This is a genomic window from Clostridium sardiniense, from assembly GCF_019753795.1.
GTDB lineage: Bacteria > Bacillota > Clostridia > Clostridiales > Clostridiaceae > Clostridium > Clostridium sardiniense.
The window spans coordinates 180,500-195,523 of record NZ_JAIKTU010000001.1 but is presented as its reverse complement, the minus strand read 5'-3'; the positions used below and the strand labels follow the sequence as shown (position 1 = coordinate 195,523).

The window sequence follows — 15,024 nt, the reverse complement described above, 5'->3', positions numbered from 1 at the left end:
AGTTTCTTTATGATTTCTTTCCATTTTTTTCATGTGTTAATGATAATATTAAAGTATAAAATAATACGAATTTACATATACTAATTTCCATACATTAAGGAGGGATACAAAATATGATTATTAATATTTCTACAATTTTTCTTTACTTTAATTTGTTGATTTTATTTTCAATTGGATGTATCTTACCCTTTATGAGTAGTGATGATACAATCTTTGGAGTAAAGGTAGATGAATCCTTCGATTCTGAAATTAACTTTACTAAACTTTATTTTAAACATTATATTATAAGCTCTATATTTCTTTTAACTTTATCATTTATAACATTTTCAAAATATCCTAATGCTAATCTTTTTATACTTTTTACTATACTTATTGTATTTAATATATGTGTAAATTACTTAATAATAAATCATAGAGTGATGATGCTTTTTAACGCTAGTCAACTTAATAATAATACCATTATTCAAAGTAACTCTACACTTTGGAAACTTGGAGTATTTTATTATAATCCAGAAGATCCTTCAATATTTATTCCTAAAAGATCTGGAAATGGTCTTGTGTTAAATTGGGCAAAGAAGACAACTTGGATGATAATAATAGTTCCGCTAATTCCTATATTTTTAATATTGTTTATTTAAGCTTTCCATAAAAAATTATATATTTACTATGAAACATAAATTACATTTTTCTTTAATATTAATATATTGAATATATGAAACTCTTTATTTAAAGGAGGTCATTTAATTGAATAGATTTAAAGAAAAATTTAGTTTAGCAGCTGTATCACTAACTTCACTTTTAGCCATTAAAGCTCCAACTTGCACCTTTGCAAGTAGTATCTTTAATGAAGGTTCTATCTATAAATCATTTTCTTTAATGTATTTTATTGCTTTTATAGTAATTCTTATCTTTTCTACTGCATTAGTTCTTAACTTTAATAAAAAAGTTAGGAAAAACCCTGATTATAAGAAAAGTCATAAGCTATAAAAACAATGCTTAATTTAGTATTTTATAAATTTGACGTACTATATTTTTTATTTTATAGTACGTCAACTTTTTATACTTTTATATAAAATAAATATATAACTAATCATAATTCCCCAGTAAAAGCAGATTATTTTCTTTAAAATAAAAAAGAAGGTACTTTATATACCTTCCTTTTTGTTATTTCAAATTTTAAAGTGCTAAAACTTTAAATCTATAATCCTAAATTTATATAATTTTATTCTTCCGTTCCTTCACCTGCATAGCCATAGTCTTCAGAATATTCTTCATCTACACTTCTGCCAGCCTCTTTAACAGCATCATAATTCTTATATCCATTATATGCATTTATGTACATTTGTTTTATTTCACTCATTAATGGATATCTTGGATTTGCTCCAGTACATTGATCATCAAATGCCTGCTCTACCATTTCATCTAAAGTTGCATAGAATTTATCCTCTGAAACTCCAGCTTCTTTAATTGATTTTGGCATTCCAACAGTTTCATTTAATTCATCTATAGCTTTAAGTAAGCTTTCCACTTTTTCATCATCATTTTCTCCTGGAAGTCCTAAGTATCCAGCAACTCTTGCATATCTCCACTTAGCATTTGGATATTTATATTGTGGGAATGCTGCTTGCTTTCTTGGAGCATCACTTGCATTGAACTTAATAACTTCCTTAATTAAAAGTGCATTTGCCATACCATGTGGTATATGGTGGAATGCTCCTAATTTATGTGCCATTGAGTGACAAATACCTAAGAATGCATTCGCAAATGCCATACCTGCCATGGATGCAGCATGAGCCATCTTTTCTCTCGCTTTAACATTCTCTGCTCCATTTATATAAGAGATTGGTAAATACTTAAATACTAATCTAATAGATTCAAGTGCTAATCCATTTGTAAATTCAGATGCAAGAACTGATACATAAGCTTCTAGTGCATGCACTAATACATCTACGCCTGAAGCCGCTGTTAATCCTTTTGGCATACTCATCATAAGTGCAGTATCAATTATAGCCATATTAGGTGTTAATTCATAATCTGCTAATGGATATTTAACTCCTGTCTTTTCGTCAGTTATAACTGCAAAAGGAGTTACTTCTGATCCTGTTCCTGCTGATGTTGGTATTGATACCATCATTGCCTTATTGCCTAGCTCTGGGAACTTAAATACTCTCTTTCTTATATCCATAAATCTCATTGCAAGCTCATCAAATTTAACATCTGGATGTTCATACATTACCCACATAATCTTAGCTGCATCCATTGGTGATCCACCACCAACTGCAATTATTACATCTGGATTAAATGAAAGCATTTGTTCTGCACCCATCTTAGCTGCTGCAAGAGTTGGATCTGGCTCCACATCTGTAAACATCTTAAATTCAATACCGCAATCTTCTAAAACTTCCACAACCTTATCAGTATATCCAAGCTCAAATAATACCTTATCAGTTACTATAAATGCTTTTTTCTTTCCCATATCACATAGCTCTTTAAGTGCTATAGGTAGACAACCATATTTAAAGTAAGTTTTCTCAGGAACTCTAAACCATAGCATATTTTCTCTCCTCTCAGCTACACTTTTAATATTTAATAAGTGCTTAGGACCAACATTTTCAGAAACTGAGTTTCCTCCCCATGATCCACAACCAAGAGTAAGAGATGGTGCTAACTTAAAGTTAAATATATCTCCAATTGCTCCTTGAGAAGAAGGCATATTTACTAAAGTTCTTGCAGTCTTCATAGTCGTACCAAACTTATCCATTCTATCTTTTGATTTTATTTGATCTGTATAAAGAACTGATGTATGACCAAAACCTCCAAGTTCTATAAGTCTTGAAGCTTTCTTTAGTGCATCATCAAAGTTATGCGCTCTATACATTCCTAATATAGGTGATAATTTTTCATGAGAGAATGGCTCTTCAAGTTCTACTGATTCAACTTCTCCAACTAAAACCTTAGCATCTTGAGGTACTTTAACTCCAGCCATCTTCGCAATATTATATGCAGATTGACCAACTATTGCAGAGTTAAGTCCTCCTTTTTCATTTAATATAATCTTTCTTACCTTTTCACATTCTCTATCATTTAAAAGATATGCTCCTCTATTCATAAGTTCTGCACGAACTTCATCATATACATCATCAATAGCAATAATGCTTTGCTCAGATGCACATATCACTCCATTATCAAAAGTTTTGGATAATAAAATTGAATTAACAGCCATCTTAATATGTGCTGTCTCATCAATGATTGCTGGAGTATTTCCTGCTCCAACTCCAATAGCCGGCTTACCTGATGAATAAGCAGCCTTAACCATTGCAGGTCCTCCAGTTGCAAGGATTATATCAGCTTCATGCATAACCTTTTGAGAAAGTTCAACTGATGGTTCATCAATCCATCCAATAATATTAGAAGGTGCCCCTGCTTTAACTGCTGCATCTAATATTATCTTAGCAGCCTCAATTGTTGCATTCTTAGCTCTTGGATGAGGTGATATTATTATGGCATTTCTTGTTTTAAGGGATATCAAAGCTTTAAATATAGCTGTTGATGTAGGGTTTGTAGTTGGTACAATTGCAGCAACGACCCCTATTGGCTCTGCAACTTTTGTAACCCCAAAAGTATTATCTTTATCTATTATTCCACAAGTTTTCATATCTTTATATTGATTATAAATATATTCAGCTGCAAAATGATTCTTAATAACTTTATCTTCAACTATACCCATTCCACTTTCTAGAACAGCTACTTTTGCAAGCTTTATTCTTGCATTGTTAGCCGCCATTGCAGCAGCTCTAAATATGTCATCTACCTGCTCTTGGGTATATGTTGCATATTCCTTTTGAGCTAATCTAATCTCTTCCATCTTTTTAGATAGTTCTTCTGAATTAGTAACCTTCATAATAAATTCCTCCTAAGTATTTTAAAACTAAATATTCTTAAAGGTATTTTCTATACCAAAATATAAGCCATTACGTACTTTAGTAGTTTTAGAATTATTATGATGATTTATTCATTTTACTTTTTATTATATTTACTTCCTTTTATGAACCTTTAAAATATCATTAATCATTTAGGATTTCTTTAAACTCTTCAAGAACCTTTTTAACAAGTTTACTATCTAATTGCTTATACCACTCTAAATATCCTGACTGTTGAAGTGCTGCAAATATATGCTTACTAAGTTCCATCCATATTTCAGGAATATATACCCATACTATATCTTCATATCTACAACTTAATAGGAAATGTTCAACACCCCAAAACACATAATCTTCAATATCAAGAGCCTCATTGAAGTGTTTATAATCACTAACTACTTGTTCTGTTAATTTGTACTCATATATATCAACATAAAAATAATCAAATTTTTCGCCCTTAACTTTATAAGCATCTTTATTAATTATTTTTATCTTTTCATTTTCACCAAAATTCTTTTTATAAAGCTCTATTATATCTTTTTCAAATTCATAAACAACTACTTCAGAAACTTTATCACTTTTAGCTATTTCTTGTACCACGTAGCCAAGTCCAAGTCCAACGATTCCAACTCTTCCATGTGCTTGCTTTATAATTCCATATGAGCTCTCTATTTCTCTAGGACTAAGCTTCATCCAAAATTTATCATTTCCTACAAGTTCTAAAATATCTATATCTATTTCATCATCATGTTCATAAAGGTATCCATGGATATTTCCTTTTATTCCATTTGTCCTTATTATTTCATGATTATTTACTCTTCCTTCATGAATCTTTTCATTATATTCTTTTATTTTTTCTAATACAAAATTTCTGTCATATGGTTTCACTAAAAACCATCCTTTCTACATTTATATAGTATCTTACTTATAATAAATTCGCTCTAAAATCTAGTATACCTTTATTTTTTTTATTGTACACAAATATTTTTAATTCTGACTGGTTTACTTTGAATTAAATTGTGTTATAATATCATTAAGACTATTTTTAATTTTAAAATAAGGACAGGTGAAAAAAATGAAAAATATGACAATAAGCGAAGATGCTTACAAAGAATTTAAAGAATTTTTAGACGAAAACAAAGTTGAAAATTATAATATAAGAATTAACTTAGGTGGAATGGCTTGTAGCGGTCCAGTATTTAACATAACTGTTGATGAAGCAACTGATGACGACGTAGTAGAAGTAGTTAATGACATAAACTTCGTTATAGAAAAAAGATTAATCGAAGAATTCGGTGGATTTATCTTACTTTCAGCTGAAGAAAATAACGGAAACGGCTTAAGCTTAAAACCAGTTATCGCTCCAGAAGGTGGATGCGGTTCATGTGGCGGCGGATGTCACTAATTATAAGTAATTAAATTATTTTAATTTAAAAAAAGCGTAGTTTACTGTATACTGCGCTTTTTTTATATATTTAATATGTCACATTATCTAATTTATGCTATTTAATATCATTATTGCATATTATTTAATCTAAGCTATCTCAGAAATATTATTTTGATTTTTAATTATTAAATCTTCTTTATTATTATATATATATCCTTATTTTATTTCTTAAAATATTATTTCTTTTCCAATGCTGAAGTTGAATATTACTAATTATATAGATTTTAATTACTAAAAAATAAGAGCTTTATAATAGTTTAAACTATTATAAAGCTCTTATTAATATTAATAAATTACTTTAGATACACTAACATCTCTTGTAAAATCATAATCTATATATTCACTACTTGTTCTATTGATCTTATTTAAAACATCTATCCAATATTTCTTTTTAACAACTACCTTTTCTTTCTCTTTACCATCTATACCTTTTAAGGTTGTTTCATTAAATTCTAAAAATATATCATTCATTTTAGTAGATAAATCTTTCATAACAATAAAATCTCTTAGGTCTTTTTCTTTAAGAAGAAGCTCATTTTTTTCAGTATTCATTATATTTATCAATGTATTGCTCAAATAGCTCTCAATTCTAGAATACACTTCATTCTCTATTATTGAACTAGTATCAATATTCTTTTTAAATAAACTATTGCTATCATTTTCACTATAAAATTTATAATCATCCCATAGTTCTATTACACAATCTGAAATATCACTGTAGTTTGTATACAGTGTTAATAGTTCCTCATTACTAATTTTATTTACTTCTATAGCCTTATTTACTATCTCAAGAGTTTTATCATTTTTGACTTTAATACTCTCTATATTTTTATATGAATTAATCCCAACTCTATGTTTGTATTCTATATTATCAATATAAACAAAAATGTTTATTAAAAAACTTATTAACAAAATTACTATGAGTATGATTGAATGATTCTTATATTTTTTCCCTTTCTGCATACTTACTCTCCCCCTCACATTAACAATTTTAACATAAAGGTTACAATTATACTACAAATAGAGTATTTTTTGATTAATTATTAATTTTAGAAAGCTTTTATTTATATTTTGTGAATTCAAGTTAACTTTTCACCTAAAAATTTTCCAATAACTGAATTATTACGATATAGTATCCTCTACACTGATAATTGAAACTATTTTATATACCTTCTTTTAATTGAGTATATATTTTATCTATGCCATTCATGCCCAACTTCCCTCATCATTTCAATAGCTGCTGAGCCACCTTCGCCAACTTTCTTTTTAACCTTTATATTCTTTATAACTCCAAATTTTTCTTTTAAAGAAAGTTTACCTTCTCCAGTTAATACCCATATAACATTCTTTAAAGTCGGCTTTACTGTAAGCTCCTCTTCACCTACACCATCTGTAAAATAAATTAAAACTCTATCTGAAAGCCTATTATCTTTTATATATTCAAATACTGGCGAGAATTTAGTGGCTCCATTTTTACTACTTCTCTCCTTTATATCTCTAGGTGTTCTAATATCATAAACTCGTCTTATCATATCATCGCATTCAATAACTTTTATCTTATCTACTCTACTCCTAGTTATAGCAAGTACTTCAACCATAATCTTGCGTACATCATCTTCGCTCATACTGGCACTAATATCAATTGCTACAATTAACTCTGGAATGGTATCTCTTAAAGTACCTCTAAGTTCTACTCTATCTGGCTGTCTCCTATCTCTTCTAACTATGGTCTTCTTATATCCACTCTTTACAGTCGGAAGAATTCTTTTAAGAAACTCTTGCCAGTTTATTTCTTCCTTTTCTTTATACTTTGCAACTATATCTAATATATTTTTAGGAGTATCCCCCTTTATAGAGCTAATTGCAGTTTTTTTAGTAAGCTCTTTTACTCTATCTTTATCCATCTCAAGGTTTTCCCATACATCATGAGCTGATTCAGTATCGTATTCTCTTTTTATTTTGTCGCTCTCATTCTTTTTCTTTTTATTCTTATTTTTTTCTTCTCGCTTTTTTATTGCCTCATCTATTTCTTTTGCATAGTATTCAACGGTCATTTCATCTTTTAAATTTATATTGTATTCCATCTTGACAGAATCAATTCTCTTGCACTCCATTGGAAGGTGTTTTATAAATTGATTTATTGAAATATCCATAGCAACACTTACAGCTTCTTTACTATAAGAGTTTTTAAGCTCCCTTTCTCTCTCATAATGATTAAACATTATATGATATATTTCATGCTTAAAAAGAGCTCCCATTTCTCTCTTTGAACTATTAAGAAATAATATTGGATTAAAATACATCTTAAATCCATCAATAGTTGGAATGGTTGCAAGTGGCCATGATATATCAAGCTTTATTTCCCTATCTACTTTAAGCATAAAGTTTCCAAAGAAACCTTCCTCAATTTCTATTTGATCTATTATTATTCCTTCAACTAAGTTTAAAAATTCTCTCTTAAACTTAGCTGAGATATCATTTATATCCTGAAAATTTAGAGCTTCTTTTAATAATAAACTCCTCTTATCTTCAAATGCTACCGCCATACCATTCCTCCTAATCTATGGATTTATTTATACCATACTTATATCTAATATTCATATATAGCAAAGAACGCCTCTAAGAATTCATCTTCATCTAGAAGTCCTTCATATACCTTTCTGCTTCCTTCACTCTTAATTTCCTTCATAATTCCAAGCCTTAAATCTCTTGGATAATAGTTTAATATTTCTCCAAAGATTGAAAGTTCATTATTAAATTCATCTAATCCATCAAGGTAGAATAAACATGTCTTTGCTAAAATATAAAGTCTTGAATTATTCTCACTTTCAAGTCTTTCTTTTATATGACTTGGGAGTATATCATAGCTAAATACTTCTTCAGCTTTAACCATCGGTTTCTTCTTACTTTTTATAAAGCTTGCAAAATCTGTTGATATACTTACTCCTAAATTACCTTTAACAGTACTTAAAAATACATCAAAAGAATATCTTTCTTTATTCTTCTTATATATCTTATAAGCTTTAGAAACTCTTTCATAGCTTCTTGGTGTTGCTTTTATACTATCATTTGAGTGTGGAGTGTGAAGGTATTCTGGGAATGTTGATATAAATTCAATTATATCCTCATCTATATTCCCACTCTTGCTCATGCCCCATTTAATCCACTCTTTAACATCAACATCCATTTCAAGCCAAACAAATCTATCTTCTTGAGCTGGATCCATATCAACTACTGCATATTCACTATCTCTATAATTTTCATATTTATTTGATGGGTTCATAGCAGCAAGTATCTTAACATTATCATGAAGAACAAATCCATTTATTTCTCTATTTAAAATTAGATTCATAAGTTCTTGCTGTACTGCATGTTCACATCTATTTAATTCATCAATGAAAAGCAATACTGTTCTCTCAAGATTAGTGCACTCACATACTTGCACTAACTTGTTATGAGTTGCATATTTGGTTCTTCCACACTCAACCGTTGGAAGACCTCCTATTTCTCCCTCTTTTAATAGATTTGCATCAATTGTAATAAGGGTATAATTATTTTTCTTAGCAATTTCACGTGCTAAAGCTGTTTTACCTATTCCACTTTCTCCTATAATTAAAGGAACGTCATTTCCTTCCATAACTAATTCTGCTGCACTTAAAACTTCTGAATATCTCATTTATAATCCTCCCCTAAAGCTTGCAATCTACTAAAAGCTTCTTTGTTTCTTTATCTCCATATTCTTTAATAAAAAATACTTTATCCATATCTAAAATCTCTAGATCTAAAAAGTTCCTCATATACTCTTTAGTCATTTCTTTATCACGTAATTTTTCAATTAATACATCCACTACAAGCTCTGGATCTATACTCTCATAAAGATATTTGACTACATTTATATTATCTTTTATAAATAGCTTCATCTCATCGTAAGAATAACCTTGAATATAATTTATAGCCTCATCATCTTCCATTATAGAAAGTCTTTGAACTTTAAGTGTTGGATTCTTTATAAATCTTATAGCTCCCCAATAATTTTTAACTGCAGTTTCTTGTACTTCTTCACTTGGATTTTCTATATATTTTATTGCATCATAGTCTTTTGATACTGCTAAAAGTTGCAGTTCTTCACTAGGATTCTTTACATATTGAATTGCCCATCCCTTTGTATTTATAGCTTCTTTTATAACTCTTTCACTTGGATATTTTATATATTTTAATGAATTCCATAATGTTCTAACTGCAAGTATTGCAATTTCTTCATCTAAATTATCTATATACTCTATTGATAACGGATCATTCCTTATTGCTAGCTTTTGAAGCTCAATGCTTGGATTCTTCATAAATTTTATAGTCATTCCGCTTCCCTTAAGAGCTGCTATTTTCATATCTTCAGTTTGATTTTCTATCTCTCCAATCTTCATTGGATTTTGTTCTATCATTTTAATTATACTTTTTTCATCCATTGTAACACCTCATAACACAATGTTTTTTTTACTTACACACTATAATATTTTCTTATTTATTATCTGCTTTATTACCTTAAATTTATTATTTATTTAACAAACTAAAATTTATCGTCAATTAATAAATATTTAATATTAAATATCTATTAATAATTATTATTTTATAATTATATCATTTCTTACTATTTTGCTCAACATTAGTTTTTGGAAAATTAGTCTATATAATTCATTATTTTTTTTAATCTTAATAAAAAAAATCAACATAATTTGGAAAACCAAATCTATGCTGATTTTTTAAATATATTTTAATATTTATATTCTAATCTTTATATTTTAATCTTTATACTTATCCACTTCTTTTTTTATTGAGCTAAGTAAATTGTTAAGTTCCCAAACATCCCCATTTTCAATTAATTTATTTAAGGACTTTTCATATCTACTTGCTTCTGGGATTTTCCCTAAAGATATTAATACTAGAATTTGATTCATTATGTCTGAAATAATTGCTGATTTTACTTCAAATAACTTTTGAGCATCTTTTATTTCATCTTTAATTTCTAGCATTTCTTCATCAAGCTGAAAAGCTGCATCTGCTGCACTTTTTAGTTTTTGCTTAAGTTCAACTGGTATTTGTTGTTTATATTTATAATTTAGTGAATGTTCTATTGTTGCCCAGAAATTCATAGCTAAAGTTCTTATTTGAAATTCTGCTAGTATATCTAAAGGACCATCAACCATATTTACAGTATACTTAATAATCATATGGTAACTTCTATATCCACTAGATTTTACCCCTCTAACATAATCTTTCTCATATAAGACTTGCATATCTTTTCTTTCTCTAAGCAGTTCGACCACTCTATCTATATCATCAACAAACTGGCACATGACCCTTATACCAGCTATATCTTCCATTTCAAATCTTATTCTATCTACAGGAATTCCAAATTTATTAGCCTTCTCTAAAATACTTGATACTTCCTTGACTCTTCCAGTAACGAACTCAATTGGAGAATATTCTTTTCTCTTTCTGTACTCTTTTCTTATACTTCTTAGCTTAACCTTTAATTCTTCTACTGCCTGTTCATAGGGCATTAAAAAACTCTTCCAATCATTAATCGCCATAAATAACCCACCTATTCCTATTACTACACTTTATTATACCAAAAACTTTTCCGTATGTAATGTCTTTATAGATATTCATATTCAATGAAATTCATCAAAAATATTTCATTTTATGCTATTAAATTATAGCTAGTTTCTATAAATATTTAACTCAATTAATGATAAATATAAATTTAATTTTTATAATATCTATTTGTGTTTTTCTTTAGTATTAATAAATAAAATATGGAGGAAACATTTTTTAATTTATTTATTACTTTAAATCAATTAAAAAAACGTCTCCCCCATTTATATTTTAAAGATAAGAAAATCTATTATTCTTTTATAAGTTTTGGATTAAAGTCTAAAAAGTCCGCTGCTGTCATTATATATTCAACGCCTTTAAATTCACCTTCTAATACTCTATTTAAACAATTTCCATGAAGATGACCATAAATTACTTTTTCAACACCATACTCTGTACAAATTTCAGTAAATTGTGATGGCATAAACTTTTCATTAGTTGGAGGGTAATGTAGCATTACAATAAACTTAGTAAATCCTTTTTTCTTTGCTTCATCTAAAGAAAGTCTAAGTCTTATCCCCTCTCTTGAATATATTTTTTCATCGTGAGAAGTAAATCTATCAGTACCAGGACATATCCATCCTCTTGTACCACAGATTGCATATTCTCCATATTCATAAAAATTATTTTGAAGAAACTTTGTCTTTTCAAACATACTGTTTAATTTGCTAATACTTCCCCACCAATAATCATGATTTCCCTTTGATATTATCTTTTTTCCTGGAAGACTTTCAATCCAGTTAAGATCAGCTTCACTTTCACCTGATTTCATCGCCCAAGAAATATCCCCTGCAATTAATACAGTATCATCTTCATTTATCTTAGATAACCAATTTTCTTTTATTTTTTCATCATGTTTGCTCCAGTGCTCCCCAAATATATCCATTGGCTTATCCCCACTTAAAGCTAAATGCAAATCTGATATAGCATATAACGCCATTATTTAATCACCTTTCTATTTATGTATACAAATTCTAAACTCTGCTTTATTATATCATCATATCCTTAATGATTTCCAATAACTTTAGTAAATATTATCATATATACTATTTATCATTCCATCTATTATGTTTCATTAATTTATGGTACAATTATTCACTGATAGGAGTGATTAATATGGCAAGAAAAACATCAACTCCAACATACTTAAAAATAGCAATTGATATTGCTTCAAGAATAGTAAATGGTGGATTTACTGAAGGTGAGAAACTTTCTGGTCGTTCTACACTTGTAAGTATATACAACGTTTCTCCTGAGACAATACGTCGCGCAATTGCTTTATTAAAAGATATGGATGTTGTAATTGTAGAAGAAAAGAGCGGAATAAAAATTGCCAGCAAAGATAATGCTAATGAATTTTTGAAAAAATTCAAGACTAAAAGTGAGTTTACAAATATCAAGGAGCAAATTTATACTCTGTTAGATGAGAAGAAAACTCTAGAGAAGAGTCTAGAAAGTAACATTGAAAATCTTATTGAATTTGCTACTCAACTTAGAAATGTAGGTCTTATTGTTCCCTACGAGAGCTTGGTTCAACCAAATAGCTTAATGATTGGAAAAAGCTTAGGTGAGTTAAACTTTTGGCATAATACTGGGGCTACTATAGTTGGAATTAAAAGAAATGATCAATTATACCTTTCTCCCGGACCATACTTTACTATAAACGAACACGATATAATAGTTTATGTAGGTGAGAATGATGTTGTAGGCAACGTCAAAAATTACATAACTTCAATAGAATAAATTAAAAAACAAATAATTTTATAAGATATTTTAAAGCCCCCTAATTAACAAACAAATTAGGGGGCTTTTATTTAACTAATAATAAGTTACTAAATTAAATGATTATATAAATCATTAAGCCTTTAAACTATATTATTCAGTGATTACACTATAAATTATTCAACTATTAATTTGTAGAACTTCTTCTTTCCTCTTTTAACTAGAGCTGATCCATCTACAAAGTCACTTTCTTCTAATGTTCTCATAAAGTCAGTAACTTTTTCATCATTTATTGTAACTCCACCTTGCTTCATTAATCTCTTACCTTCAGCCTTTGATGGGAATATCTTAACTTCAACTAATGCATCTAATAAGCTTCCGCCTACCATTTCCTTCTTGATTACCTCAGTTGGAACATTAGTCATATCATTTCCACCTGCGAAAAGTGCCTCTGAAGCCTCTTCAGCTTTCTTAGCTTCTTCTTCTCCGTGAACTAAGCTAGTTACTTCAAATGCAAGTACTTTCTTAGCTTCATTTATTTCTGCACCCTCAAGACTTGAAAGTTTGTTTATTTCATCCATAGGTAGGAATGTTAATAGCTTTAAGCATTTTTCTACATCAGCATCTGCAACATTTCTCCAGTATTGATAGAAATCAAATGGTGAAACTTTTTCAGGATCAAGCCATAAAGCTCCTCCAACAGTTTTACCCATCTTTTCACCTTGGCTGTTAGTTAAAAGTGAACAAGTCATTGCAAATACACTTTCTTGTGATTTCTTTCTAACTAAATCAACACCAGCAATCATGTTTGACCATTGATCGTCTCCACCAAGTTCCATCTTACAGTTGTACTTTTTGTTTAATACATAGAAATCATATCCTTGCATTAACATGTAGTTAAATTCTAAGAATGAAAGGCCATTTTCAGTTTCAAGTCTTTTCTTAAAGCATTCAGCTGAAAGCATCCTGTTAACTGTAAAATGTGCTCCAATCTCTCTTAAGAACTCTATGTAATTTAAGTCTAATAACCAATCTCCATTATTTACTATGATTGCTTTATCATCTGTAAAATCAATGAATCTTTCCATTTGTTTCTTTATTGAATCAACATTATGTTGAATTTGCTCTTTAGTAAGCATCTTTCTCATATCAGTTTTTCCACTTGGATCTCCAACCATTGCAGTTCCACCACCAAGTAATGCTATTGGTCTATGTCCTGCTCTTTGCATATGCGCCATAAACATCATAGCGATAAAGTGTCCAACATGTAAGCTATCTGCTGTTGGATCGAATCCTATATAAAAAGTTATCTTTTCTTTTTCTAATAATTCTCTAGTCTCTTTTTCATGTGTAAATTGTTTTATGTATCCACGTTCTAATAATTGATCTAATACATTAGCCATTCTATTATCCTCCAAGTCTTTAATTCTTTCCTACGTTTACATATAAATAGTATATATTCTATATGTTATTTTTGCAATAAAAACAACCTTTATTCACTACTTCATCACCATTATTTGATTTTTATGTTTAATACGTTAATTTTTACCTTTTAAAATTAAATTACCCAAAATTACAAGATACTATAAGCTTTTAACTAATGTAATAAAAGCCTATAGTATCTCTAATTTTAGATAGTAATTTATATTTTACTATTAATATATGATTATCTTGATTTATATCCCATGCTAATATACTCAAGTGTATTTCTAATTCAAATTCTTTAATACAAAGTAATTGTTTTCATAAATAACTATTTCAAAATTAAACAAACCTACGCAACGTGATCTCTAACGTGAGCTCTTATGAACTCTGGAATATCCTCTTTGAATTCATAATTTATATTTATGAATATATTAATATTGAATCTGGCTGAAAGTGATCTTAATCTTTTAAACAAACTAGAAGTTTCCTGAATTGAACATGAAACAATACCAAGTAAACCATCAATATAAATATTCTCTACATCATAATTTTCTGCAATAACACCACAAAGCATTCCATAAAAACTCTCGCAATCATTTACTCCAAATTCTTCTGTGGATATAAACCTTATCTTTCTATCTACCTGCCTCATGTATCTTGAATCATCGTCTATATATACTGAATCTCCTCTAACTTTATCTAAATGAGTATTTGCAAGTTCAATTAGTTTCTTTGTCTTTCCTGAACCTCTCCTGTTACAAAATACTTGAATCATTAGGACCACCCCTTATTTATAGTTATATTACATTATATTCATCATTTTAAATTTAATCCTAATTTTAATAAAAGTTTTATCAT

Annotated in this window: 14 protein-coding genes; 4 read left to right on the top strand and 10 right to left on the bottom strand. The window is 28.7% G+C overall.

Annotation, left to right across the window (positions count from 1 at the left end):
* Positions 1–113: 113 nt before the first annotated feature.
* On the top strand, positions 114–638 hold the full coding sequence (locus K5V21_RS00800) for a DUF5808 domain-containing protein (protein ID WP_221858343.1): 525 nt from the start codon (positions 114–116) through the stop codon (positions 636–638).
* A gap of 106 nt (positions 639–744) precedes the next feature.
* Positions 745–987, top strand: coding sequence for a hypothetical protein (locus K5V21_RS00795; RefSeq protein WP_221858342.1), 243 nt, complete (start codon positions 745–747; stop codon positions 985–987).
* Positions 988–1,222: 235 nt separating this feature from the next.
* On the opposite strand, the gene adhE is transcribed toward K5V21_RS00795, so the two are convergent.
* The gene (gene adhE / locus K5V21_RS00790; RefSeq protein WP_221858341.1) at positions 1,223–3,901 is read right to left on the bottom strand and encodes a bifunctional acetaldehyde-CoA/alcohol dehydrogenase; all 2,679 of its coding nucleotides are present in this window, start codon (positions 3,899–3,901) and stop codon (positions 1,223–1,225) included.
* A gap of 163 nt (positions 3,902–4,064) precedes the next feature.
* Positions 4,065–4,808, bottom strand: coding sequence for a hypothetical protein (locus K5V21_RS00785; protein WP_221858340.1), 744 nt, complete (start codon positions 4,806–4,808; stop codon positions 4,065–4,067).
* A gap of 187 nt (positions 4,809–4,995) precedes the next feature.
* Between K5V21_RS00785 and K5V21_RS00780 the strand changes: the two genes are divergently transcribed.
* Positions 4,996–5,325: a HesB-like protein gene (locus tag K5V21_RS00780; RefSeq protein WP_204593223.1), complete on the top strand. Its 330-nt coding sequence runs from the start codon at positions 4,996–4,998 to the stop codon at positions 5,323–5,325.
* Positions 5,326–5,652: 327 nt separating this feature from the next.
* Here the strand turns inward: K5V21_RS00780 and K5V21_RS00775 are convergent, their stop codons facing one another.
* The 6 genes from K5V21_RS00775 to K5V21_RS00750 form a co-directional block, all read right to left on the bottom strand.
* A complete protein-coding gene (locus K5V21_RS00775; protein ID WP_204593222.1) occupies positions 5,653–6,330 on the bottom strand; it encodes a hypothetical protein in 678 nt (225 codons plus the stop codon).
* A gap of 230 nt (positions 6,331–6,560) precedes the next feature.
* Positions 6,561–7,913 (bottom strand): vWA domain-containing protein, encoded by a 1,353-nt coding sequence (locus K5V21_RS00770; RefSeq protein WP_221858339.1) that lies wholly within the window; start codon positions 7,911–7,913, stop codon positions 6,561–6,563.
* Between the two features lie 44 nt (positions 7,914–7,957).
* Positions 7,958–9,043, bottom strand: a complete 1,086-nt coding sequence (locus K5V21_RS00765; protein WP_221858338.1) for an AAA family ATPase — start codon at positions 9,041–9,043, stop codon at positions 7,958–7,960.
* A gap of 13 nt (positions 9,044–9,056) precedes the next feature.
* Positions 9,057–9,830: a hypothetical protein gene (locus K5V21_RS00760; protein ID WP_221858337.1), complete on the bottom strand. Its 774-nt coding sequence runs from the start codon at positions 9,828–9,830 to the stop codon at positions 9,057–9,059.
* Positions 9,831–10,163: 333 nt separating this feature from the next.
* Positions 10,164–10,955, bottom strand: coding sequence for a GTP pyrophosphokinase (locus tag K5V21_RS00755; protein WP_204593218.1), 792 nt, complete (start codon positions 10,953–10,955; stop codon positions 10,164–10,166).
* Between the two features lie 314 nt (positions 10,956–11,269).
* Positions 11,270–11,959, bottom strand: coding sequence for a metallophosphoesterase (locus K5V21_RS00750; RefSeq protein ID WP_221858336.1), 690 nt, complete (start codon positions 11,957–11,959; stop codon positions 11,270–11,272).
* A 176-nt stretch (positions 11,960–12,135) separates the two neighbouring features.
* On the opposite strand from K5V21_RS00750, the gene K5V21_RS00745 reads away from it, so the two are divergent.
* Complete coding sequence (locus K5V21_RS00745; RefSeq protein WP_221858335.1) at positions 12,136–12,762, top strand: TrkA C-terminal domain-containing protein; 627 nt, start codon at positions 12,136–12,138, stop codon at positions 12,760–12,762.
* A 155-nt stretch (positions 12,763–12,917) separates the two neighbouring features.
* Here K5V21_RS00745 and tyrS read toward each other — a convergent pair whose 3' ends face one another.
* On the bottom strand, positions 12,918–14,144 hold the full coding sequence (gene tyrS / locus K5V21_RS00740; RefSeq protein ID WP_221858334.1) for a tyrosine--tRNA ligase: 1,227 nt from the start codon (positions 14,142–14,144) through the stop codon (positions 12,918–12,920).
* Between the two features lie 371 nt (positions 14,145–14,515).
* Positions 14,516–14,941: a hypothetical protein gene (locus tag K5V21_RS00735; RefSeq protein WP_221858333.1), complete on the bottom strand. Its 426-nt coding sequence runs from the start codon at positions 14,939–14,941 to the stop codon at positions 14,516–14,518.
* Positions 14,942–15,024 lie beyond the last annotated feature (83 nt).